Below are 23398 nucleotides of genomic sequence, written 5' to 3'. Positions count from 1 at the left end.
GCCCCCTGGTTCCCGTGGGGCCTTAGTCGTCAGGCAGCCGTGGGCGGTGCGAGCAAGGCGCGCAGCCTTTCGAGCTGTTCGGAGGTGAGCGGCGGAGCAGCTGAAACAATGCGCGCTATCCGCTCTTCGAGCTGCGCTACGCGCATGTCGCGAATGTCTTCACTGAGATCTACATCAGGGTTGGCGGCCTTCTTGCCGCCCATGCCTGCCCGGATCTGCATCCATGTGGGGCGGGGCTCAGTTGCCACGTTTCCTCTCCGAAGGGGGTGCCCACGTACCGGCACAACGCCTGTACGGCCCGCTCTCCTTCGGGTAAGAAAGAAAGTACAGGGCGCTGTCCCGGAAATCCAAATCGAGAAGCGCCCTGCGGATAGCTCACTTACGCATTCAATTGTCTCTTTACCTTTATGACTCACTCATCTTTTGCTTGCCCACCTGATTCGGTCAATTGCTGCCCCTGACTCGCTGTCGGCCACGCGCCGGATGCACGGCTGCCCAATCGCCTCCGGGGCCAGCAGCAGAGCAGCGATGGCCCTTTGGGCTGTTACCTCCGTGCGCTGCCAGCGCTCAGCCGCCCCCGGTCCTGTCTCGAAAATCGCCGTGAGTGGGTTTGGCGCGGTGAGGGAGCGCTCGCGCCCCTCCAACTCTTTGATCTCCGTCTCCAACTTCCCGATCTTCCGGCCGATCAGGCGAGCCTCTGCCGGAGTCTCAGGGTCCTCATCTTCGAATGCCTCCAACTGCCCCCGCTTGTCGGTCAGTTGGCTGCGTACGTCGCTCAGTTCGCTGTCATTGCCTGTGTCGGCCAGGCCTGCGGCCGTGTCCTCCCGGGACAGGTAGGCCAGGATCACGCCAGGGTGCACCGCGTCGCCGATCAGGAAGGCGTCTACCTCGACCTTGTCCACGGTGAAGCAGTCGCGGGCGTAGCAGCGGTACACGAGCCGCCCGTCGTACGCCCGGCCGCCGGGGCGCAGGGAAACCTTGCCGCCGCAGGTGTCACACCGGAGGACCCCGGTCAGGACGTGCTTGACAGCTGTGGTTGTGGTGCTCCTGCGGCTCGGGTCAGCCAAGATCATCTGCACTGCGTTGAAAAGAGCGGGATCAACCAGGGCGGGCCAGTTGCCGGGGCGCTCTGTGCCCTTGTGGACTCGGATGCCGACGTACGCCTTGCGGCGCAGCATCTGACCGAGATTCTGCCGCGTGAACGGCTTCTTGCTCTCTCGGCTGACGATGCCCCGTTTCAGCCAGTCCTGCTCAACAGCGCGGGTGGACTCGCGGTTGCGGCCGTTCCAGCCCGCCACTCGCTCGAACAGTTCCACCACTAGGGGACCCTCAACCGGGTCCGCGTACTGCTCAACCGGCCGGGACCGGCCGTCTACCACCGCGTACCGGCGAGCGAATCCGAACGTGATCTTCCCGTGGACTCCGCCGTCAGCCACGGCGGAATCCACACCGCGCTTCGTCCGCTTACTCAAGAGCCGTGACTCCTTCTCCGCATCGTTGATCCCGGAGATCAGATCGTGCCGGTCCTGGTAGTTCGCCGGATTGTAGGTGCGCTCATGCGAGGTGATGTGGATCAGGTACCCACCTGCTTCGCACGCGTCGATCAGCTCCACGCCCCGGCCGGTCTCGCGGGCGAGCCTGGACACCTCCCACAAGGTGAGCACATCGCCCGGCACGCCGAACGCGCCGGACTTCAAATCGGACAGCAGCTTCTCAAAGTCGTCACGGATCTTCGTAGCGAACTTGGAGGCTGACCCGGTGTCCGTGTAGGGCTCACCCCACGTCCACGGCCCGTGGCCAGCCTCGGAGGCCAGGTTCTCGCGGTGCTGGTCAGTGATGCTGCGGGCTGTACGGCCCTTGCCCTTGCTGACCCGCAGGTATTCACGTGCTGTCCGGGTCCCCACCACTGTTGCCATGGCCTGCCCCTCCCTACGCCGTTAGGGTTTTCGTATGTCGCCTTCGAGGTCCGCTTCCTCCTCCACCGTAAGTGTCATTTTGACCGTGGACGACGATCCGGGAGTTTCCCGTGCCGTCGCCCGTGACCTGCGGCGGCGCTACGGCGAGTCGTACCGGATCGTGCGGGCGGAGTCCGGTGAGTCCGCGCTGGACGCCTTGCGCGAGCTGAAGCTGCGCGGGGATCTCGTCGCCGTGATCCTGGCGGACTACCGCATGCCGCAGATGAACGGCATCGAGTTTTTGGAGCAGGCCCTCGACGTCTATCCGGGCGCTCGCCGAGTGCTGCTGACCGCGTACGCGGACACGGACGCGGCGATCGACGCGATCAACGTCGTGGACCTCGACCACTATCTGCTGAAGCCGTGGGACCCGCCGGAGGAGAAGCTCTACCCGGTCCTGGACGACCTCCTGGAGGCCTGGCGGAACAGCGACTACCGGCCCGTGCCCGCCACGAAGGTGGTCGGGCACCGCTGGTCGTCGCGCTCCTCGGACGTACGGGAGTTCCTGGCCCGCAACCAGGTGCCGTACCGCTGGTACTCGGCGGACACCCCGGAGGGGCTGCGCCTGCTGTCCGCCGCCGGGCAGGACGGGCAGCGGCTGCCGCTCGTCATCACCGCCGACGGGACGGTCCTGGTCGAGCCGGAGGCGCCCGAACTGGCCGCGGAGGTGGGGCTCGCGACCACCCCCACGGCCGACTTCTACGACCTCGTCGTCATCGGCGGTGGGCCCGCCGGGCTCGGCGCGGCCGTGTACGGGGCCTCCGAAGGGCTGCGGACCGTCCTCGTGGAGCGGTCGGCGACCGGTGGGCAGGCCGGGCAGAGTTCGCGGATCGAGAACTATCTCGGCTTCCCGGACGGTGTGTCCGGGGCACAGCTCACCGACCGGGCGCGGCGGCAGGCCTCGAAGTTCGGCGCCGAGATCCTCACCGCGCGTGAGGTGACGGGGCTGGAGGCCAGCGGCTCGGCGCGGGTCGTACGGTTCGCGGACGGCTCGGCGGTCGCCGCGCACGCCGTGATCCTGGCGACCGGTGTGTCCTACCGGCAGCTCCAGGCGCCCGGCACACCCGACCTGACCGGCTGCGGGGTCTACTACGGCTCGGCGCTGACCGAGGCCGCGTCCTGCCAGGGGCACGACGTGTACATCGTCGGCGGCGCCAACTCGGCGGGCCAGGCGGCGATGTACCTGGCCAAGGGCGCCAAGTCGGTGACCCTGCTGGTGCGCGGGTCTTCGCTGGCCGCGTCGATGTCGTACTACCTGATCCAGCAGATCAACGACGCGGAGAACATCTCCGTGCGCACCGGCACCGTCGTCGACGCGGCACACGGCTCCGACCATCTGGAACAGCTCACCCTGCGCGACACGGAGAGCGGGACTACCGAACTCGTCGACGCGCAGTGGATGTTCGTGTTCATCGGCGCGGCCCCGCTGACCGACTGGCTGGACGGCGCGGTGCTGCGGGACGAGCGCGGATTCATCCTGGCCGGGCCCGACCTCGCTCCGGACGGAAAGCCGCCCGCGGGCTGGGAGTTGGACCGGTCGCCGTACCACCTGGAGACCAACATTCCCGGCGTGTTCGTGGCGGGCGACGCGCGCGCCGAGTCCGCGAAACGCGTCGCGTCCGCCGTCGGAGAGGGAGCCATGGCCGTGATGCTCGTCCACCGCTACCTGGAGCAGTCATGAGCGGAAAGGTGCTGCCCTGCAGCCCGCAGGAGATCGGCACGCTGTTCCTGTTCGAGAAGCTGACGCCGGAGCAGCTCGGCCGGCTGTGCTGCGACGGGCAGGTGGAGCAGTTCGAGGCCGGGCCCGTCTACACCGAGGGTGACCCGGCGACCTGCTTCTACGTGATGATCGAGGGCACCGTGGTGCTCTCGCGCCGCGTCGGCGAGGACGACGTGGAGGTCGCCCGCACCTCGCAACGCGGCGTCTACACAGGCGCGATGCAGGCCTACATCGGGGACCGGGTGCAGCAGGTGTACCTCAACTCGATGCGGGTGACGGAGACTACGCGGTTCTTCGTGCTGCCCGCCGAGACGTTCGCGGCCATCATGAGCGAGTGGTTCCCGATGGCGGTCCATCTGCTGGAGGGACTCTTCTTCGGCCAGAAGAGCAGCCAGTTGGCGATCAGCCAGCGTGAACGGCTGCTGGCGCTGGGCTCGTTGTCGGCCGGGCTGACGCACGAACTCAACAATCCGGCCGCAGCCGCCGTCCGGGCCACCTCCACGCTGCGGGAGCGGGTGGCGAAGATGCGGCACAAACTGCGCGTCATCTCCTCCGGCCCGTACTCGCGCGAGGACCTCGCCAACCTCATCGACATCCAGGAGCGCACGGCCGAACGGGTCGCCAAGGCACAGTCGTTGAGCCCGCTGGAGGCCTCGGACCGCGAGGACGAACTCACGGACTGGCTCGACGACCACGGTGTCACGGAGTCCTGGCAGATCGCGCCGACGTTCGTGCAGGCCGGTCTGGACGTCGACTGGCTGGACCAGGTCGCCGCGGCCGTGGACGAGGCGACCCTGCCGGGAGCGATCGGCTGGCTCAACTACACGGTCGAGACAGAGCTGTTGATGACGGAGATCGAGGACTCCACGACCAGGATCTCGAACCTGGTCGGCGCCGCGAAGCAGTACTCGCAGCTGGACCGCGCGCCCTACCAGGTCGCCGACGTGCACGAACTCCTCGACAGCACCCTGCTGATGCTCGGCGGGAAGGTCGGCGACCGCATCAAGGTCGTCAAGGAGTACGACCGTACGCTCCCGAAGATCCCGGCCTACCCGGCGGAGCTCAACCAGGTGTGGACGAACCTGATCGACAACGCGGTGTCCGCCATGAACAGCGCTGGCGGGGAAGGCACGTTGACGGTGCGGACGGCGCTGGTGCGCGATCAGCTCATGGTGGAGTTCCGTGACACGGGGCCCGGTGTGCCGCAGGAGATCCGGAGCCGTATCTTCGATCCGTTCTTCACCACCAAGCCGGTGGGCGAGGGCACGGGGCTCGGTCTGGACATCTCCTGGCGGATCGTCGTCAACAAGCACCACGGCACGCTCCAGGTGGAGTCGGTGCCGGGCGACACCCGCTTCCAGGTCCTGCTCCCGCTCACCGCCGCCGACAACGAGACGCCCGAGGAGTCCGCATGAGCGACATCACCGGAATCGACCCCGAGGTCCCGCCGAGCGGCGCCGGATGCGTGGAGTGCGACGCGGCCCAGGGCTGGTGGTTCCATCTCCGGCGGTGCGCGCAGTGCGGTCACATCGGGTGTTGCGACGACTCCCCCGCCAAGCACGCCACGGCCCACCACCAGTCCACGGGACACCCGTTCATCCAGAGCTACGAGCCGGGCGAGGACTGGTTCTGGAACTTCACCACCTCCGAGCTCTACGACTCCGGTCCCGAGCTGACCGCCCCGGTGAGCCACCCGAAGGACCAGCCGGTGCCGGGTCCGGCGGGCCGCGTACCGAAGAACTGGGCCGAGACCCTGCGCTGAGCCTCCCCGCCGGGCGGGGGTCGTCTCCCGCCCGGTGGCCAGGTGCGTTGTCAGTGGCGCGTGCCAGGATGGGGACGTGTCGCACTCCGTAGCAACAGCGCCGCTCATCGGCCGGGACGAGGAACTCGCCCGCCTCGCCGGTGTGCTGGAGCGTGCCCGCGCGGGTACGGCGGGAGCCGTGCTGATCGCCGGGGACGCGGGCGTCGGCAAGACCCGGCTCCTGGACGAGATCGCGGGCCGGGCCGCGAGCGCCGGGACGACCGTCCTCGCCGGGCACTGTGTGGACCTCGGTGACGTCGGTCTGCCGTATCTCCCGTTCACCGAGATCCTCGGGGTCCTCGCCGCCGACGAGCGCTTCGCCGCCGCGCTGGCCGCGCATCCGGCGGTCGACCGGCTGCTCGGCGCCGGTGCGGACGCGGCCCGGGACGCGGGTGGCCGGCTGCGGCTCTTCGAGGGCATCGCCGGACTGCTCGCCGACCTCTCCGACATCGCGCCCCTGCTCCTGGTCCTGGAGGACCTGCACTGGGCCGACCAGTCCTCCCGCGACCTGCTCCGCTTCCTGCTCAGCCGCGGCATCCTCCAGCGCCCGGCGGGCGGCGCCCCCACCCACCGCCTCGCGGTGTTCGCGTCGTACCGCGCGGACGACCTCCACCGCCGCCATCCCCTACGGCCCCTGCTGGCCGAGCTGGTGCGGCTGCCCGCCGTGGAGCGCCTGGAGCTGCGGCCCATGGAGGACGCGGAGGTCGCCCGGCTGGTGCGCGCGCTGCGCACGGCTCCGGTGCCGGACGGCACGGTCCGCCGGATCGTCGAGCGCGCCGAGGGAAACGCCTTCTACGCCGAGGAGTTGCTCGCGGCGACCGATCTGGAGGCGGGCGGGGTGCCGAGCGGTCTCGCCGACGTCCTGCTGATCCGTTTCGAGCAACTCTCCGACACCGCCCAGCAGGTGCTGCGCACCGCCGCCGTCGCGGGCCGCCGGGTCGAGTACGACCTGCTGCGGGACGCGGTCCGACTCCCCGAGGACGAGCTGGAGTCGGCACTGCGCGAGGCCGTCGAGCGCCAGCTCCTGGTCCCCTGGCACGGCGACACGTACTCCTTCCGGCACGCCCTCGCCCGCGAGGCGGTGTACGCCGACCTGCTGCCCGGCGAGCGCTCCCGGCTGCACGGCTCGTTCGCCCGTCTCCTCGCCGGGCGCGGGCACCCGGCCGAGAGCGCGGCGGAGCGCGCCCACCACTACCGCGAGAGCCACGACCTCGCCGAGGCGCTGGCCGCCTCCCTGGAGGCCGCCGACCACGCCCAGCGCGTCGGCGCGCCCGCCGAGGAGCTACGGCATCTGGAGACCGTCCTCGATCTGTGGTCGTCGGTCGACCCGGCCGCCCGGCCCACCGGCGAGGGCACCGACAGCGTGGCCCTCACGCTGCGCGCCTCGGCGGCGGCGGCCCATGCCGGGGACGCGCACCGCGCGGTCTCCCTCACCCGGTCCGCGCTCGCCGGGATCGGCCAGGACACGGACTCCGAGCTGGCCGCCCGGGTGCGGTACACGCTGGCCGGCAATCTCATGGGCGTCGACAGCCTCACGGCCGCGTTCGCCTACAGCAGCGAGGCCCTGGCGATGATCCCCGCCGAACCGCCCTCGCGGACCTGGGTGTGGGCGGCGGCCACGCATGTGCTGACGGCCCGTCAGGTCGGTGAGGACGAGATCGCTCTGCGGGTCGCCCGTCAGGCCCTGCTCATCGCCGAGGAGCTTCAACTGGTCGACGCCCGCGCCGATCTGCTGATCTCGCTGGCCACGCTCGAAGGGGGCGGCCGGCGCACCCGGGAGGGCCGCGAGCGGCTCGCCCAGGCACGCGAACTGGCCCGGCGGGCGGGGCACGCGCCCGTGGAGATGCGCGCCCTGTTCCATCTCGCCATCGGCAGCTTCGAGTCCGGGCACCTGGAGGAGTCCCTGCCCTGGCTCACCGAGGGGCTTGACCGGGCCCGTCGCGCCGGGCTGCTGTCCTCGCCGTATCCGCTGGAGATGCGGTATCTCCGGCTGCTGGTGCTGTACACGCTGGGCCGCTGGGACGAGTGCGAGAAGGCCGCCACGAGCGACGCGGAAGTGCTGCCCCGGGGCGGCGCCTTCACCATGGGACCCGCGCTGTATGTGGCGCTGGCGCGCGGCGACTTGAGAGCCGCCGACCGGGCCCGGGCCCTGCTGGAGGGGCCGTTCGACTGGATGGCCGCCATGGTGGCGGGCATCGTCCTGATCGACGCCGACGGCCTGCGGGACGATCCGGAGTCGGCCGTGGAGACGATGCGAGCGACGGTCACGTCGCTCACCGACGACTCCGGCCGGCGTCCCGACCTCGCGGTCCGGCTCGCCGCCCTCGCGCTCGCCCCGGTCGCCGACCGGGCCGCCGCCCTGCGGCTGACCGGCGACGAGGCGGGGGTGCGCCGCTGGACGGACACCGCGACGGAACTCGTCGAGGTGGCACGGGCCGTGGCGCGGGAGGGAGACGGCCGCCGGCCGCAGGGGCCGGAGGGCATGGCATGGCTGGCGCGTGCCGAGGCCGAGTGGGCTCGGGCGGTCACGGGACCGGACGCGGCGGCCTGGGAGAAGACGCTGGCCGCGTTCGACTACGGCGATGTCTACGAACGGGCGCGCTGCCAATTCCGTTTCGCCGAGGCTCTGTTGGCGGCCGACCGCCGTGAGGAGGCGGCCGCCCAGGCCCGTGCCGCCCGGGAGACGGCCGCCCGGCTCGCCGCCACTCCCCTGCTCGCACGGCTGGACGCGCTGATCCGCCGTGGCCGCCTGGGCGACCCGGCGCCGGACACTGGGGACCGCCCCTCGCCGCTGACGGCCCGCGAGCAGGACGTGCTGCGGCTGCTCGCGCTGGGCCGCAGCAACCGCCAGATCGGCGAGGAACTGTTCATCACCGGCAAGACGGCGAGCGTCCACGTCTCCAACATCCTCGCGAAGCTGGGCGCCGCGAGCCGTACGGAGGCGGTGGCGATCGCCTACCGACAGGGCCTGATCACCCCGGAGGCCACGGCGTCCGGCTGAGCTTCGCTGAGGTTCACTTCCCGCAGTCGAGGCTCTTGAGGTCGACGGCGTCGGCCATGGCCGCCATTCCCTTGTCGTTGGGGTGGATATGGTCACCGCCGTCGAAGAAGGGGAGCATCCTCTCTTGGTCGTAGGGGCTGCGCAGGATGTGGTCGAAGTCCGTGACGGCGTCCAACTCCCCGCTGCTCCTGATGAATTGGTTGACCTCCTGGCGTACCGCCTCGCCCGCCGCGTCCCATTCGGGCCAGCCCTTGAACGGGCCGACGGTGGAGCCGACCACACACTTCCCGGCCGCGTGCGCCCGGTCGATGATCTCGCGGTAGCCGGCGATCAGGTCCTGGGCGGTGACGCCGGAGTGGGACTTGATGTCGTTGACACCCTCGAAGAGGAACACCGTGCGGACACCGGGCTGGGACAGGACGTCACGTTGCAGCCGGTTGAGGGCGCTCTGCCCGGCGCCGTCGGCGAGGACCTTGTTGCCGGATATCCCTTCGTTGGCCACGCCCTTGACGGACGTGTCGGCGCTCTGGAGCCGTCGGGCCAGATAGTCCGGCCAGCGCCGGTTCTGGTCCGTGGTGGAGGCCCAGCCGTCCGTGATGGAGTCGCCGAGCGTGACCACCGCGCCGATGCCCGCGGTCGGCCGTACGGAGACGGCGTCGAGGTAGTACCAGGAGCCGGTGGTGTCGGTCCACGCGGTGGCGCCCTCCTCGCCGGTGTGGTCGCCCTGGGTCGCGTACGACGTCTGCATGGCCATTCCGTGGCCGGTCGCCGGGCCCGCCGCGTCCGGGGAGTGGATGCTGACCACGAGGTTGGTCGCGGCGGGCAGCCGGCCGGACAGCGGGTCGCTGTAGGCGACCGCGCCCGCCGGGATCGTGACCGACCGCTCACCGCCGAAGGTCAGCCGCCGGTTGGAGCCGGGCACCAGTGCGGCGCCCGTCTTCTGGACCCCGGCGTAGACGCTGTCGAAGGTCAGCGGCCGGTCGCCGAAGGCGTTGGAGAGCCGGATCCGCAGCCCGCTGCCCGCGACACTGGTGTGCACGATCAAGCGGTAGCCGCGGTCCGCGACGCCGTCGCCCAGGTGGTCGGCGCTCGCCCCCCAGGTGATGACGGAGGTCGGGTTGTCCACTGCCTTCACCTGTGTCGGTGCCTGGGGCTGTGCGTGTGCGGGTCCGGCCTGGAAGGCGGCGGCGAGCAGGAGCAGAGCGGCCGTACGGCGCAGTCGTGCCCGTGGGGCCGTCACCGGGCGAAGTCCCGCAGCGTGACGGACGCGCCCGGTGTCAGGCGCACCGTCCGGGTGCTGGAGCCGAAGGCAACCGTCGTGGTCCGGCCGTTGACGCTGCGGATCTTCACCTCGGTCGGCTTCCCGTTCCGCCACTTGAGGTCCACGACGAAGCCACCGCGTGCGCCGACACCGGTGACGGAGCCGGAGGCGGCCCAGGCGTCGGGGAGGGCGGGGAGGAGTTCGATGTGTCCCGGGCGGGAGTAGAGCACCATCTCGATGATCGCGGCGGGGGTGCCGAAGTTGGCCTCGATCTGGAAGATGCCGCGGCCCTTCTCGACCTCGTAGATGTCGAAGAGGTTCGAGGCGGTGCCGTTGCTGCCGTCGATGGACGGGCGGAGGTTGGTGACCACCAACTGGTAGGCCTTCTCGGCGTTCTTGAGCCGGGACCAACACAGGCTGCGCCAGGCGTTGGCCCAGCCGAAGCTGTCCATGCCGCGGGCGGTGAGCAGGGCGGTGGCGCCGTCGACGATGTCCTTGGGGGTGGAGCCGTCGGGGCGGATGCGGTCACCGGGGAAGAGTCCGATGAGCGGGGAGAGGTGCCGGTGGGTGACCTCGCCCAGGTTCTCCGGGGACATCCACTCCTCCAGCCAGCCCGTCTTGGGGCTGACCACCGGGAGGTACAGCTTCTTGCGGAGTCCGGCGATGGTGCCCGCGTAGCCGGTGTCCTTCTTCAACTCGGCTGCCGCGACGCAGTAGTTGCCGAACAGCGCCCACACCAGTTCCTGCGCGTAGGTGATGCCCTTCGCGTCGAGCGGGCCCTGTTCGGGCGACCAGTCGCTGTCGGCGATGAGCACCTCCTTCGAGCTGCCGGGCAGGGTCGTGGTGAGCAGCCGCGCCTCCCAGAACTCGACGGCGCCCTTGAGGAGCGGGTAGATCTTCGCGAGGTGGGCGCGCGAGCCCGTGAACTCGTAGTGCTCCCAGAGGGTGTTACTCAGCCAGGCGCTGCCCGCCGGGTGCCACCACCAACCCCCGCCGCCGTACGGGTTGGTGGAGATGGCGACGGTCCAACCGGCGTTCTTCCCGCTGGAGTTGCGGTAGCGGTTGCGGGAGTCGTCGAAGAGTCTGCGGGTGAGGTCGGTCCAGTCCGGGAGCTGGGCGACGCAGTAGTCGGTGAACGCGTCGAAGCACTGGGAGAGTCCGGCGCGGTCGGCCATCCAGTAGTTCATCTGGATGTTGATGTCGGTGTGGTAGTCCCCCATCCAGTCGGGGTCGTTGCCGTCGAGCCAGTTCCCCTGGAGGCCCATCGGCAGACTTCCCCGGGAGCCGGCGATCATCAGATACCGGCCGAACTGGAGGTAGGAGGCCTCGAGTTCGGGGTCGGGCTCGCCGTCCTGGGCGCGGGCCTGGATGCGCTCCCAGGTGTCGAGGGCCCGCTGGTCGGCGGACGAGGTGCCGAGCGAGATGTCCAACTGCCCGAACAGGGCGCTGTGGTCGGCGACATGGGTGCGCAGCAGGGTGTCCGCGGAGTGCTTGGCGGCGGCGCTCACCTTGGTGCGGGCCAGCTTCTGCGGATCGAGGGACGGGTCGCGGTACTTGGCCGCCGCGTTGGGCGCGTAGTTGGTGCCCCCGCTGAGTACGACGGTGACGTCCTTGCAGTTGGAGAAGGCGATGCGCGTGCCGTTCACCGTGACGCTGCCGCCGCTGCCGTACGCGGTGACGGCGGCGCCGTAGCGCAGGCCGTTGCCGAGGGTGGCGCCGAACGAGCGGGCGTCACCGGCCGGTTCGCCGTGGGTGCCCGCCAGGTCGACGGTGCCGGCGTAGCGTCCGCCGCCGCTCTGGGTGAAGTGCAGGACGATCACGTCGTCCGGGCGGCTGGCGAAGAGCTGCCGCTTGTAGGTCACTCCGGAGCGGACGTACGAGGTGCTGACCACGCCCTGTTCGAGGTCAAGGGTGCGGCGGTAGCCGGAGACCGCGCCCAGGTCGTGGTCGGGGATGTCCACGGTGAGCTTGGCGAGCAGCGTGAGGGAGCCGAAGTCGGCGCGGCCGTAGGGGAATTGGCCGTCCGAGTCGAGCGTGTCGTTGAGGCCACCGGTCCACAGGGTGGCGTCGGTGACGAGGAGGACCTCGTGGCCGGAGTCGTTGCTCGCGAGGGCGCCGAGCCGGCCGTTGCCGATGGGGAGGCCCTGTTCGATCATCGAGGTGTCGCCGGCCGGGGCCTGCCACCACAGGGTGTTGAGCGAAGTACCGCTGCCGTACGAGGTGGTGGCCGGCCGCTCCGGTGCGGCGGAGGCGGTGAAGGCGGGCAGGCCGGCGAGGGCGCCGGTGGCCGCGGCGAGGGCGAGCAGGTTGCGTCTGGGCAGGTCTGGCAGTGCACTGGACATGGCGGTCTCCGAAAAGGTCGGCTCAGGAGGAGGAGTTGGGTACGTCGATCCGGTCGATGTCCGGCGCGTAGCCCGAACCGCTGTCGAAGGTGATCGTGTTGGCGCCCGCCTTCAGGAACACCGGCACGCTGACCGTCCCGACGGTCCCCCAGTCGCCGGTGGACGGGAACTTGTGGCTGGTGGCGCCGTTGCCGTTCGAGGAGATGCTCACCGAGCGGGAGTCACCGCTGACGTAGGCGATCTTCACCTGGTAGGTGCCGGCCTTGGCGGCGACGACGTTGTTGACGGTGAGCTTGCCGCCGACATAGAGGTTGCCGACCTTGTGCGCGCCGGAGCAGGCAGAACAGTCGGCGATGTTGGCGTTGCCGGAGAGGGTGTTGGCGGCGGCCTCGGCCTCGTAGCCGGTCAGGGTGACGGCGCTGCCGCGCGGGGTGACGGTGAACAGGCGCGAGCCGTGGGCGGGCAGGGCCTGGGTCACCTTGTTGGTGTAGGTGCCGAGGTCCTCGTGGTTCCAGAGGTCACGGACGGCGGCCTTGCCGGTGAAGCCGAGGGTCGTCCAGTTCGCGGAGACGGCGGCGGGCGAGTCCGCGAGGTTGAACAGGGCGACCGTGTAAGTGCCGTTGGGGTTCTTCGCGGCCCACACCTGCTGGGGGTCGGACGGGGTGACCGGGCGGGCGGGCGGCGCGTCGCTCTGGTCCACGCCGATGACCTCGCGGTTGGTGAGCAGCGAGAGGCCGTAGTCGTCGAGGCGGGTGAGGTCGTCACCGGTGAAGAGCGGGGACTTGGCCACGGCCCAGAGGGTCGCGTAACTCTGGCGCTCCGCCTTGGTCAGGCCGTCCATCGCGCCGTTGCCGACGTCGAGGGAGTCGAGGTCGTTCCAGCCGCCGGGGCCTGCCTGGCCGGTCCAGGCGGGGGTGTCGTCCCACCGGTCGTCGACCGAATTCCCCCAGGTGACAAGGGTGTTGCAGTAGCACTCGACGTCGGTGTCGATGCGCCAGCCGTTGGAGTACTTCTTCCAGTCGGCCGCGTGTCCGTAGTCCAGGGACCAGGAGACTTCCAGGTGGATGGGGCGACCGGTGGCGGTGATGGCCTTGTTCCAGGCGGCCACGTCGGCAACGTTGTCGTATTGGTCGCCGCTCTTTCCGGAGCCGGGACCGACGCCGTCCAGCTTGAGGAAGTCGTAACCCCAGCCGGCGATCAACTGGGCCTGGGAGTCTATGTACTTCTGGGCGCAGGGCCGCGAGAAGTCGATCTTGTACGCGCTGTCCCAGCCGTTGGTGGTGCGCAGGTCGCTGTAGACGATGTCGGCGGTGGTGCAGCCTTCGGCGTTCCAGATGGGCGTCTTGCCGTCGCCGTAGGCCCCCTTCTCCAGGCCGGCCGGCAGGTAGATGCCGGCCTTGAGGCCCTTGGAGTGGATGCGGTCCGCGACGGCCTTCATACCGCTGGGGAAGCGGACCGGGTCGGCCTTCTGGCGTCCGTACTGGTCGTATCCGGACTTCCAGGTCTTGTCCATCCACCAACCGGCGTCGATGTTCAGGTAGTCGTAGCCGTACTTCTTCAGCTTGCTCGCGAGCGCGTCGGTCTGCTTGGTGACGTTCGCCTCGGTGAGGTAGCTGTAGTCGCCGTCCGGGTTGAGGCCGGGGTACTTGGACGACTGCATGCTCCAACTCGACCAGCCCATGAAGGGCTTGGCGGCGACGGCCGGGGCCGGGTCCGCCGTGGGGGTGGCCGCCTGTGCGGCGGGGAAGGAGGTGGCGAAGCCGGCGGTGAGGGCCAGGACCACCATGGCTCTCAGGGCGCGGACAGGCGTGAGGGAGTACATCGTCGGGCTCCTCGTGCGGGGTAGGAGTGGGGCGGTCGGGAGTGTGGTCGTGCGGGCGGGTGGTCGTGCGGGCTAGTCGGCGGCTCGGATGAAGGACTGGATCGCGGTGGCGGCGGCGCCGCGCGCCCATTCGTCGAAGGGCAGGGGGCGGGTCTGTACGTCGCACCGGGCGGCGGAGCCGAAGGCGGCGGCGGTGAAGGAGTCACGGATCTGCTCGGCGAACAGGTCGTAGGCGGCCAGGCCCTCGCCGGAGATGATCACGCGTTCGGGGCCGAGCAGGTTGGCCACGGTCGCGATGCCCCGGCCGATGGCCTCGCCGGCCCGCGCGTACACCTCGCGCGCTCCGGCGTCGCCCCGGTGGGCGAGGGCCAACGCCTCGGCGGTGTCGGCGACTTGGACACCGGTGACCTCGCGGACGCGGGCGACGATCGCGGCGTCCCCGGCGATCGCCTCGACGCAGCCGCGGTTGCCGCAGTGGCACAGCGGTCCGGCGGGGTCGACGACCACGTGCCCAATCTCCCCGGCCACCCCGTGGGCACCCGCGACGACCCGGCCGTGCACGACGAGTCCGCAGCCGATGCCCGCGCCGACGGTCACCACGGCGAAGTCCGTGAGACCCGCGCCGGCGCCGAACCACTGCTCGGCGACGGTCAGCGCCCGTACGTCGTTGTCGACGGTGACCGGCAACCCCGTTGTCATGGCGGCCAGTTCGGCCAGGGGTACGTCACGCCATTCCAGGAACGGCGAGTAGCGGACGACCCCTTCGCCGCGGTCCACGTCACCGGAGACCGCGAGTCCGAGGCCGAGCACCTGGATGCCCAAGTCGTCGGCCTCGGTGCGGAGTTCCTGGGCCAGGTCCGCGATGGACGCCAGCACCGCCCTGGGGTCGTGGTCGGTCAGCGGGACGTGCCGGGCGACCCGGATACGGCAGCACAGGTCGGCGAGGACGCCGATGATCTCGTCGCCGGTCACCTTGACCCCGATGAACAACGCCCGTCCGCCGTCGACCCGGACGAGGTTCGCGGGCCGTCCGAGTGCCGGGGGCGCGTCCTGGTCGGCGCCCTCCGCCAGGTACCCGGCCTCCATCAGCGGCCGGACCGCCTTGGTCACGGCGGCCGCCGACAGCCCCGCCCGGCGGGCCACCTCAAGACGGGTGAGCGGGCCGTGGGACAGGACGGTCGTGAAGACCTGCGAGACGGCCGGCGTGTGGGCCGGGAACGACTCGGTACGGGGGATCGAGCGCATGGCCGGAACCTAGATCCCTTCTTTTCCGCCGTCAATAAAAGAAACAGGATTCGTCGAAGACGAGTTGTCGACGGCCGGGGCGGAGGGGGCGCCGGAGGCCGACGGGGCGTTGTCAGTGCCGGGCGGCACAATCGCCGTATGACGACGATCGATTGGTCCGGACTGACCCACGCCTACGGCAGCGCGGAGAACGTCCCGGGGCTGTTCGCGCGCCTCGGCGGCACCGAGGACGAGGCCGTGTGGCAGGAGCTGTGGGGGTCGCTGTGCCACCAGGGCTCGGTGTACGACGCGAGCTGGGCGGCGCTGCCCGTGCTCACCGACATCGCGCTGGGCCGGGCGCCGGGCGGGCCGATCCAGGCGGTCACCATGGCCGGGCTGATCACCACGGACCCGGACGAGGAGTGCCGGGCGCGGTACGCGCGCGAGATAGCCGAACTGCTCGATGTGGCACGGGTGTTGCGCGCCGACCCGGCGCAGGACGCGCACACCTTCGTCTACCTCCAGATGGCCGCGCTCGCCTTCGAGGACGGCGGGATATGGGCCGAGGCGCTGGAAGGGGTGAACAGCGAGGAGTACGACGTGGAGTGCCCCGAGTGCGAGGAGGGCCTGTACGTCGCGTTCGGTTCGTACGGCGTCTTCACCTCGGCCGGTGACTACGTGACCGGCACGGGCGAGGAGCCGGACACGGAGGGGCGGACGGAGTTGATACCGGCCACGCCCGACGCACTCGACGGCATCGGTGCTCGACTGCACGGCGAGGCGGTCGAGTGCGGGCAGGCGGAGGTCGCGAAGGCCTTGACGTATGTGTTCGGGAAGGCCAGTTGCCCTTCCTGCGAGTCCGTGTTCACGGTGTCCGAGGAGGTCGAGAAGCAGCGGGTCTGAGGAGGTCGAAGAGCAGTGGAGCTGAGGAGACCGGGCGTCCGGGTGCCCCGCTCGTGGCAGGGCACCCGGACGGTGGTCAGTGCCTGGCGGCAGGGGTGTTGGCGACCGTGACGTTCACGGCGGCCCAGGCCTGGTCGACGGTCTGATACGCCGTGCTGTTCGCGCCGTAGAGGTCCGCCGCGGCCTTCAGCGTCGCGAGGCGCGCGTCGTGGAAGTCGGTGGTGGACACCATGTAGCGGGTGAGCGCGCGGTAGAAGATCGCCGTGGCCTTGGCGCGGCCGATGCCGGTGACGGTCGACCCGTCGTAGGTGGGCGAGTCGTAGGCGAAGCCGCCGATCGTCTTGCGCCCGCTGCCCTCCGCGAGGAGGTAGTACGCGTGCGAGGAGACACCGGAGCCGGCGTGCACCTCGGCGTCGTACGTCTGCGGCGACCAGTAGTCGATGGTGCCTTCGAGCTTGTCGAGGGAGGGGTGGTCGAGGCGGCGCAGGAACTTCTGGGCGAGGCCGAGCTTCTCGCCGATGAGGTAGTTCGGCGGGTTCTTGGCGTTGTTGGCGCTGAACTCGACGTTGGAGCCGAAGATGTCCGCGAGGGACTCGTTCAGTGAGCCCGCCTCGCCGTACTGGTTGCCGTCCGCGTCGACGCGGGTGGGCTCCAGTTTCGCGGTGGCGTCCACGACACCGTGGGTCAGCTCGTGCCCCGTCACGTCGAGGACGACGAGCGGCTTCTTGAACATGTCCCCGTCGCCGTCGCCGTAGAGCATGCAGTCGCAGGTCGAGTCCCAGAACGCGTTGGCGACCTTCCTGCCGAAGTGGACCATGCCGCGGGCGGCCTTGCCGTTGTTCTCTATGCCCTTGCGGCCGAAGGTCTTCTTGTAGAAGTCCAGCGTCTTGGTGATGCCGTACTGGGCGTCGACGGCGGCGCTGTCGCGGTGCGAGACGGCGCCGTTGCCCCACTTGTTCGTGGTGGTGGTGAACTTCTTGCCCTGCGCGAAGTTCTCCAGCTCCTGCCCCTTGGCGTCGCGGGTCTCGGTGCCCCAGCGGGTCGGGTCCTTGAGGAGGTAACTGGTGCGTGCCGTGCGGGTGGTGGTCAGCGGCACCTTGCCGACGAAGAGCGACGTGCCGGTGCCGGAGGCGGTGACCGGGTAGTGGACCGCGCGCGCGGCGGCTGCCGCCGCCGTGAGGGACTTCGGCTGTGCGGCGACGGTGCCGGTGGCGGGGTCCAGGGTCTCGCCGCGCTCGCGCAGGGTGTCGAGGAGCTTGGGCGAGAGGAACTCGTCGCTGTCGGGGGTGTTGCTGCGGACCTTGCCGGTGACGGCGTCGATGACGACCGTGCGGGTGCCGGCGGCCTCGGCGGTGGCGCTGTCGCTGACGGGCACCTGGTAGGCGAGGGCGGCTGCCCCGCTCCGGGCGTCCACCACGAGTTCGGCGGTGCCCGCGTCGCCCTTGCCGACGGCGGCAGCCTTCGCCTCGGCCTGATCGGCCGTCAGCTCGGCCTGCGTGGTGGCGGGCGCGACGCTGTGGTCGGCCGCGCGGGTGACGCCGGTGTAGGCCAGCCGGTGGGACAGATGGATGACGAGGTCGCCGCCGAGGACCGGCATGCCCTGGTGCGTGCGGATGAACCGCACATGCCGTGCGCCCTCGGGGTCGATCAGCACGTCCTGGGCCCGGAGTTCATCGCCCCGTGTGACACCGGTCGCCGTAGCGTGCGCGAACGCGGCGGCACGCGCGGCCGCTACGACGGACGCGGCGCTGGTGCCGGTATCGGTCGACGCCGCCGCGTGATCCGTCCCCGTGGCCGGTCCCGCGAAGGCCGTTCCGGCCAGCCCCGTGGCGGCCGTCGTCACCGCGACGGCGACCGCCAGGCTGCGTATGTGGGGTCCACGCATGGATGAGGGCTCCTCCGTACGAGACGGTCGGGATCACCAACCGCCTTGAGACAGGGCGCGGTTGAACGCACCGCACCCGGGGGCTGGTCGGGCCCCGAGCCGAAACCCTGACGGATACGCCATGTGCATGTAAAGCCGAAATAAACGATTTTCGATCGCTTTATGGCAATACTTTGCGAATCCACACCGCTCAGTGATCAACGAGTGACCAACTGTGCGACACCTGTGGAGATGTGACGGCTCGCGAGAAGGTTGCCTCGCGCGACTGTGATCGATCTCGCATACAGAGAAAAAACGGGAGAGAACCGGATGGTCACACGAACGGTGCGCAGGGCCACGGCGTCGGCGGCGGCACTGCTGGCGCTCACGGCGGTACCGGCACATGCCGCGACTCACGAACCGGACACCACGAGAACCAGCGGTAGGGCCGCGCTTCCGGCCCCCGACCTGGCGGGCCTCCGTGCCGTGCTGCGCGCGCTGACGGCGCAGGGCGCACCCGGCGCGATCGCCCGCATCGACGACCGTGGAACCGTCCGCACGGCCGCCGCGGGCATCGACGACCGCACGACCCGCCGGGCCATCGGCAACGCCGACCGCTTCCGCATCGGCAGCGTCACCAAGTCCTTCTCCGCCGTCGTCCTGCTCCAACTGGCCGACGCCCACAAGCTCGACCTGGACGCCTCGGTCGACCGCTACCTGCCCGGGCTCCTGCCCGACAGGCGGATCACCGTGCGCCACGTGCTGAGTCACCGCAGCGGTCTGTACGACTACACGAACTCCATGTTCGCCAGTTCGGTCTCCGGTTTCGAGGCCGTACGCGACAAGGTCTTCACCTACCGGCAGTTGGTGGGGCTGTCGCTCCGGCACGCGCGCACCAACGCGCCGGGCGCCGCCTACTCGTACTCGAACACCAACTTCGTGGTCGCCGGGATGCTCATCGAGAAGGTGACGGGGCACTCCGTGGCGACCGCGTACCGCGACCGCATCATCAAGCCGCTCAAGCTGCGCGACACCTTCTACGTCCATCCGTCCACGAAGATCCCGGGCCGCTACGCCCACGGCTACCTCACCCCGGACCGCGCGGGCGCGCCGCTGGTCGACGCCACCGAGCAGACGGTCTCCTGGGCGCAGAGCGCCGGCGCGGTCATCTCCACCACCCGCGACCTGAACACCTTCTTCTCCGCACTGCTCGGCGGCAGGCTCACCTCCGCCGCTCAGCTCGCGCAGATGGAGCGGTGGACCCCGGTCAACAGCACGACCCGGTACGGCCTCGGACTGCGGCGCCGGGATCTGTCCTGCGGGGTCTCCGTGTACGGCCACACGGGCGCGGTCCAGGGTTTCTACACCTACTCCTTCACCTCGAAGGACGGCCGCCGCAGCCTCACCGCACTGGCCAACACCTCCAACAACGGCACGGTGCTGAACACGATGGCGGGCACTCTGGAGGCGGCGTTCTGCGGCAAGCGCACCAGGGCGATCCCTGGATCGCCGCTCACCGGGCGGGGTTCGTACGTCACCGAACGGCGCGTGGCCTACGAGGACATCGCGCCGGGGGTCGCCCGGGACTGAGGGCGTTGCACGCGGGGCGCGGGGTCGGCGGGCATCGCTCTCCGGCCCCGCGTCGCGTCGTATCGGGACCGACTTACTCCCGGTGGGACGCCGTGCCGAACCGGCTTGCTCGGGCGGTTCGTCGTGCGGGAACCGTCCTGCCCGGGCGGAACACCGTGCCGCAACCGGCCTGACCCGACGGGACACCGAGCCGAACCGGCTCGCTCCGGCGAAACGCCGTGCGGGAACCGGCCTGACCCGACGGGACGCCGTGCCGCAACCGGCCTGACCCGGCGGGACACCATGCCGAATCGGCTCGCTCCGGCGGAACGCCGTGCGGGAACCCACTGCCCGGACGGGACGCCGTGCCAGAACCCGCTCGCCCCGGCAGGACGCCGCGCCGGAACCGGCCCGCCCCGGTCGCTCGCCGCGCGGGAACCCGCGTGCCCCGGTGGGACGTTGAGTGGACAACGAACTGCCCACCAGGGCAGCACCAAGCGATACCGGGGCCCATCGGGCGCGCACAGCGAGGGCGGTGCCATGAACGAGCTGACGCAGGGCGGCAATCTGCCCCTGCCGGGCGGCACCCTCACCCTGCGGGTGGCCGGTCCCTTCGACGTGTCGGCGCTGATCACGGACGAGAGCGGCAAGGTCGGCGGCGACGCGGACTTCGTGTTCTACAACCAGCCGACGGCACCCGGAGCCCGTCTGCGGGGAGACACCCTGACCGTCGACCCGGGCCGTCTGCGCGCCGGCGCCGCGCGGGTCACGATCGCCGTCAGCCCCGCGGCCCCCGGCACTCCCCTGGGCCGCCTCCCCGCACCCACCCTCCAGGTGACCGACCCCGGCGGCCGACCCCTCACCCGCTTCACCCCACCACGCCCTCAGCGCGAGACCGTCCTGCTCCTCGCCGAGCTCTACCGACGCGGCACCGGCTGGAAACTGCGCGCACTGGGGCAGGGGTACGCCGACGGACTCGCGGGCGTGGCCCGGGACTTCGGCGTGGACCTCGCCGAGGACTCGACACCCGGCACCGCCTCGGCTCCCGCGCGAGGAGCGGGCGCGGCCAAGCCGGGTACGCCTCGCTCCCCCGGCGCGGCAGGCTCCACCATGACGCCGCGAACCCCGGGCGCTGTCACAGGAGTTGGGAATCCCGCCACGGCGGCACGAGCGCCGGGCCCCCGATCCGCACCCGACCCCACCGGCTTCCTGGCCCTCGCCAACTCGGCCCGCACCGACGCCGGTCGCCCACCCGTCTCCCTCGATCCCCGGCTCACCTCCGCCGCGCAGGCCCACGTCGCCGGCATGGCCGCCGCCGGACAGCTCGGCGCCGAGAGCCGCGACGGCGTCTCCGTGTACCAGCGCGTCGTCCAGGCCGGATACAGCTACCTCACCATCGGAGAACACCTGGTCTCCGGTCCCCGCTCCCCCGCCGGATTCGTCGAGTACTGCCTGCGCACCGAACAGCCCCGCCGGACGCTGCTGGAGCGAGCCTTCACGCACGCGGGGCTCGCCCAGGCCGTCGACCCCCGCTCCGGTGACATCTACTGGACGGCACTGTGGGCAAGGCCCCTGACCGCCGGCAACCTGGCCCGCACGGCGGAGGAAGTGGTCGAGTCGACCAACGCGGAGCGTGCCAGGGCCGGGCTGCGCGCACTGGCCGTAGACCCTTTGCTCGCCGCCGCCGCGCAGGCGCACAGCACCGACATGGTCGCCCGCGCCTTCTACTCGCACACCTCGCCCGACGGCTCCCAGCCCTGGGACCGGGCCGCCGCCGCGGGCTCGCGCAGGCGCACGATCGGCGAAAACATCGCCTGCGGTCAGCGCTCGCCCGCCCAGGTCGTGGAGGGCTGGATGAACAGCCCCGGCCACCGCGCGAACATCCTCAAGCCGGACTTCACCCACATAGGCATCGGATTCGCGGGCGGCGGCCAGATGGGGACGTACTGGACCCAACTCTTCGGTGCCTGACCGCCCGGCACGGTCGACCCGTCCACGATCTTGGCGGAATGAGATCTTCCGGGTCAGGATGCCCGCATGAAGGGTGATCTGTTTTCCAGTGAGCACATGGTGCAGCCGGCCACCGCGCCGGGCATGACCGTCGAGAATGCCAAGTGCATCCGGTACGCGGTCAACGGCGAGATGTTCGCCCGCCAGGGGGCGATGATCGCCTACCGCGGCAACCTCCAGTTCGAGCGCAAGGGCCAGGGCGTGGGCGGCATGCTCAAGCGCGCGGTCACCGGTGAGGGGCTGCCGCTGATGGTGGTGCGCGGCCAGGGCGAGGCGTGGTTCGCGCACGAGGCGCAGAACTGTTTCGTGGTCGAGATCGACCCCGGCGACGAGTTCACCGTCAACGGCCGCAACGTCCTGTGTTTCGACGCCTCGCTGTCGTACGCGATCAAGACGGTGAAGGGTTCCGGCATCGCGGGCGGCGGTCTCTTCAACAGCGTCTTCACCGGGCAGGGCAAACTGGGCCTGGTCTGCGAGGGCAACCCGCTGGTCATACCCGTCTCGCCGCAGTACCCGGTGTTCGTCGACACGGACGCGGTGGTCGGCTGGTCGGCCCACCTCCAGACCTCGCTGCACCGTTCGCAGTCCATCGGCTCGATGCTGCGCGGCGGCTCCGGCGAGGCCGTCCAACTCATGCTCCAGGGCGAGGGGTTCGTCGTCGTACGGCCCAGCGAGGAGACGCCGCAGAAGGCGCAGCAGCACTGAGGTCCCCGGGGGTCGGGGCAGCGCGACGCCCCGTCCCGGAGTTCCCGGTGCGCCGCGATCTCCGAATCGTGTTGACCTGCGCGTCCCTTCCGGGTCAGGGTCGATTCGGCACGGGTCACCTGTCCCCGTGCCGGAAGGATGACTGCCTTGATCGGCATCTCGGACATCGAAGCCGCCGCCGAGCGGATCGCCGGACACGTCGTACGCACCCCGACCGTGGACAGCTTCGGGCTCTCCGAGCTGCTCGGTGTCCCGGTCACCACGAAGCTGGAGCTGTTGCAGCGCACGGGTTCCTTCAAGGCGCGCGGGGCGACGGCGAAGCTGCTGTCGCTCGGCGAGGCCGAGTCGGCGGCCGGGGTGGTCGCGGTCAGCGGCGGCAATCACGGGATCGCGCTCGCGGTGATGGCGGCGGCGCTCGACGTGAAGGCGACGGTGGTGATGCCTCGTTCGGCGCCGGCGCGGTCCGTCGCGCTGGTGGAGGCGGCGGGCGCGTCGCTGCGGCTGACCGACGACATGCCGAGCGCGTTCGGGCTGGTGGGCCGGTTGCGGGACGAGGGGCTGACCCTGGTCCACCCGTTCGACGACCCGGTGGTGATCGCCGGACAGGGCACCGTGGGCCTTGAGTTCGCGGAGGACGCCGGTGACCTCACCGACGTCCTGGTCAGCATCGGCGGCGGTGGCCTGATCGCCGGGATCGCCGCCGCCCTGCACGCCCGCCGGCCCGGAATCCGGGTCTGGGGTGTGGAGACCGAGGGCGCCGAGGCGATGTCCGCGGCGCTCGCGGCGGGCGGCCCGGTGCCGGTCGTACCGTCGTCGATCGTGACCACGCTCAGCGCGCCGACCGTGTCGCAGCTGACGTACGACCATGTGTCGGCCCTCGTCACCGAGGTGCTGACCGTCCCCGACCGGGAGGCCGTCCGAGGCTGTCTCGACCTCGCCGAGCACGCCAAGGTGTGGACCGAGCCCGCCGCGGGCTGCCTGCTGCCCGCCGCCCGGCAGGTGCTGGAGCGGGTCGGCGGCGTCGCGCGGCTCGGTCTGGTGGTCTGCGGGGGCAACGCGACGGTGGGCGACATCGCGGCCTGGTCGGAGGGTTTCGGCTTGAGCTGACACCTCGTCAACACACTTCGCTCATGTGCTTGTTGACGAACCCCCGAGTCCTTCCTCGGCTCTCGGTGAGTATGGCGGGGGCCCCGGCGGGCGTAGTGGAACTGGCGGCGGATC

The 23398-nt window shown here is 70.6% G+C and carries 16 protein-coding genes; 9 read left to right on the top strand and 7 right to left on the bottom strand.

All coding sequences use genetic code 11. The features are described 5' to 3' along the window. Positions 1-29: 29 nt before the first annotated feature. Positions 30-248 carry a hypothetical protein gene (locus tag ACIRRY_RS22955; RefSeq protein WP_403975666.1) on the bottom strand — a complete coding sequence of 73 codons (219 nt, stop codon included), beginning with the start codon at positions 246-248 and terminating at the stop codon, positions 30-32. Between the two features lie 168 nt (positions 249-416). Further along, positions 417-1916 (bottom strand): recombinase family protein, encoded by a 1500-nt coding sequence (locus ACIRRY_RS22950; RefSeq protein WP_403975664.1) that lies wholly within the window; start codon positions 1914-1916, stop codon positions 417-419. Positions 1917-1950: 34 nt separating this feature from the next. Between ACIRRY_RS22950 and ACIRRY_RS22945 the strand changes: the two genes are divergently transcribed. The 4 genes from ACIRRY_RS22945 to ACIRRY_RS22930 all read left to right on the top strand — a co-directional run bounded on the left by ACIRRY_RS22945 (position 1951) and on the right by ACIRRY_RS22930 (position 8477). Next, complete coding sequence (locus ACIRRY_RS22945) at positions 1951-3636, top strand: FAD-dependent oxidoreductase (RefSeq protein WP_403975661.1); 1686 nt, start codon at positions 1951-1953, stop codon at positions 3634-3636. Further along, complete coding sequence (locus ACIRRY_RS22940) at positions 3633-5090, top strand: ATP-binding protein (RefSeq protein ID WP_403975659.1); 1458 nt, start codon at positions 3633-3635, stop codon at positions 5088-5090. The genes ACIRRY_RS22945 and ACIRRY_RS22940 overlap by 4 nt, the downstream gene beginning before the upstream one ends. Further along, positions 5087-5437: a UBP-type zinc finger domain-containing protein gene (locus tag ACIRRY_RS22935; protein ID WP_403975657.1), complete on the top strand. Its 351-nt coding sequence runs from the start codon at positions 5087-5089 to the stop codon at positions 5435-5437. The genes ACIRRY_RS22940 and ACIRRY_RS22935 overlap by 4 nt, the downstream gene beginning before the upstream one ends. Positions 5438-5513: 76 nt before the next feature. Continuing rightward, positions 5514-8477 (top strand): AAA family ATPase, encoded by a 2964-nt coding sequence (locus tag ACIRRY_RS22930; protein ID WP_403975655.1) that lies wholly within the window; start codon positions 5514-5516, stop codon positions 8475-8477. Between the two features lie 13 nt (positions 8478-8490). Here the strand turns inward: ACIRRY_RS22930 and ACIRRY_RS22925 are convergent, their stop codons facing one another. The 4 genes from ACIRRY_RS22925 to ACIRRY_RS22910 all read right to left on the bottom strand — a co-directional run bounded on the left by ACIRRY_RS22925 (position 8491) and on the right by ACIRRY_RS22910 (position 15147). Next, the gene (locus ACIRRY_RS22925; RefSeq protein WP_403975653.1) at positions 8491-9717 is read right to left on the bottom strand and encodes an SGNH/GDSL hydrolase family protein; all 1227 of its coding nucleotides are present in this window, start codon (positions 9715-9717) and stop codon (positions 8491-8493) included. Further along, positions 9714-12080, bottom strand: coding sequence for a glycosyl hydrolase family 95 catalytic domain-containing protein (locus ACIRRY_RS22920; protein ID WP_403975650.1), 2367 nt, complete (start codon positions 12078-12080; stop codon positions 9714-9716). Before ACIRRY_RS22920 ends, ACIRRY_RS22925 begins: the two co-directional genes overlap by 4 nt. Before the next feature lie 22 nt (positions 12081-12102). Beyond that, positions 12103-13902, bottom strand: a complete 1800-nt coding sequence (locus tag ACIRRY_RS22915; RefSeq protein WP_403975647.1) for an alpha-galactosidase D — start codon at positions 13900-13902, stop codon at positions 12103-12105. Positions 13903-13974: 72 nt separating this feature from the next. Then, a complete protein-coding gene (locus ACIRRY_RS22910; RefSeq protein ID WP_403975644.1) occupies positions 13975-15147 on the bottom strand; it encodes an ROK family protein in 1173 nt (390 codons plus the stop codon). A 138-nt stretch (positions 15148-15285) separates the two neighbouring features. On the opposite strand from ACIRRY_RS22910, the gene ACIRRY_RS22905 reads away from it, so the two are divergent. Beyond that, positions 15286-16029, top strand: coding sequence for a hypothetical protein (locus tag ACIRRY_RS22905; protein WP_403975642.1), 744 nt, complete (start codon positions 15286-15288; stop codon positions 16027-16029). A gap of 76 nt (positions 16030-16105) precedes the next feature. Here ACIRRY_RS22905 and ACIRRY_RS22900 read toward each other — a convergent pair whose 3' ends face one another. Continuing rightward, the gene (locus tag ACIRRY_RS22900) at positions 16106-17914 is read right to left on the bottom strand and encodes a M4 family metallopeptidase (protein ID WP_403975640.1); all 1809 of its coding nucleotides are present in this window, start codon (positions 17912-17914) and stop codon (positions 16106-16108) included. A 309-nt stretch (positions 17915-18223) separates the two neighbouring features. Between ACIRRY_RS22900 and ACIRRY_RS22895 the strand changes: the two genes are divergently transcribed. The 4 genes from ACIRRY_RS22895 (at position 18224) to ACIRRY_RS22880 (ending at position 23284) form a co-directional block, all read left to right on the top strand. Beyond that, positions 18224-19483 carry a serine hydrolase domain-containing protein gene (locus ACIRRY_RS22895; protein WP_403975638.1) on the top strand — a complete coding sequence of 420 codons (1260 nt, stop codon included), beginning with the start codon at positions 18224-18226 and terminating at the stop codon, positions 19481-19483. Between the two features lie 519 nt (positions 19484-20002). Next, positions 20003-21433, top strand: a complete 1431-nt coding sequence (locus tag ACIRRY_RS22890; RefSeq protein WP_403975635.1) for a CAP domain-containing protein — start codon at positions 20003-20005, stop codon at positions 21431-21433. A gap of 66 nt (positions 21434-21499) precedes the next feature. Continuing rightward, positions 21500-22177 carry an AIM24 family protein gene (locus ACIRRY_RS22885; protein WP_403975633.1) on the top strand — a complete coding sequence of 226 codons (678 nt, stop codon included), beginning with the start codon at positions 21500-21502 and terminating at the stop codon, positions 22175-22177. A 147-nt stretch (positions 22178-22324) separates the two neighbouring features. Beyond that, the gene (locus tag ACIRRY_RS22880; protein ID WP_403975631.1) at positions 22325-23284 is read left to right on the top strand and encodes a pyridoxal-phosphate dependent enzyme; all 960 of its coding nucleotides are present in this window, start codon (positions 22325-22327) and stop codon (positions 23282-23284) included. Positions 23285-23398: the final 114 nt, after the last annotated feature.

Source organism: Streptomyces sp. NPDC101776 (genome assembly GCF_044766845.1).
Taxonomy (GTDB): Bacteria; Actinomycetota; Actinomycetes; order Streptomycetales; family Streptomycetaceae; genus Streptomyces.
Note: the sequence above shows the minus strand (reverse complement) of the source record. Positions and strands in the feature narration are given on the sequence as shown.

Bases quoted from the DNA above. Each gene is read 5' to 3' on its own strand.
- ACIRRY_RS22950 (WP_403975664.1), bottom strand. From the start codon at position 1,916: ATGGCAACAGTGGTGGGGACCCGGACAGCACGTGAATACCTGCGGGTC.
- ACIRRY_RS22945 (WP_403975661.1), top strand. From the start codon at position 1,951: ATGTCGCCTTCGAGGTCCGCTTCCTCCTCCACCGTAAGTGTCATTTTG.
- ACIRRY_RS22940 (WP_403975659.1), top strand. From the start codon at position 3,633: ATGAGCGGAAAGGTGCTGCCCTGCAGCCCGCAGGAGATCGGCACGCTG.
- ACIRRY_RS22935 (WP_403975657.1), top strand. From the start codon at position 5,087: ATGAGCGACATCACCGGAATCGACCCCGAGGTCCCGCCGAGCGGCGCC.
- ACIRRY_RS22920 (WP_403975650.1), bottom strand. From the start codon at position 12,080: ATGTCCAGTGCACTGCCAGACCTGCCCAGACGCAACCTGCTCGCCCTC.
- ACIRRY_RS22915 (WP_403975647.1), bottom strand. From the start codon at position 13,902: ATGTACTCCCTCACGCCTGTCCGCGCCCTGAGAGCCATGGTGGTCCTG.
- ACIRRY_RS22910 (WP_403975644.1), bottom strand. From the start codon at position 15,147: ATGCGCTCGATCCCCCGTACCGAGTCGTTCCCGGCCCACACGCCGGCC.
- ACIRRY_RS22905 (WP_403975642.1), top strand. From the start codon at position 15,286: ATGACGACGATCGATTGGTCCGGACTGACCCACGCCTACGGCAGCGCG.
- ACIRRY_RS22900 (WP_403975640.1), bottom strand. From the start codon at position 17,914: ATGCGTGGACCCCACATACGCAGCCTGGCGGTCGCCGTCGCGGTGACG.
- ACIRRY_RS22895 (WP_403975638.1), top strand. From the start codon at position 18,224: ATGGTCACACGAACGGTGCGCAGGGCCACGGCGTCGGCGGCGGCACTG.
- ACIRRY_RS22890 (WP_403975635.1), top strand. From the start codon at position 20,003: ATGAACGAGCTGACGCAGGGCGGCAATCTGCCCCTGCCGGGCGGCACC.
- ACIRRY_RS22885 (WP_403975633.1), top strand. From the start codon at position 21,500: ATGAAGGGTGATCTGTTTTCCAGTGAGCACATGGTGCAGCCGGCCACC.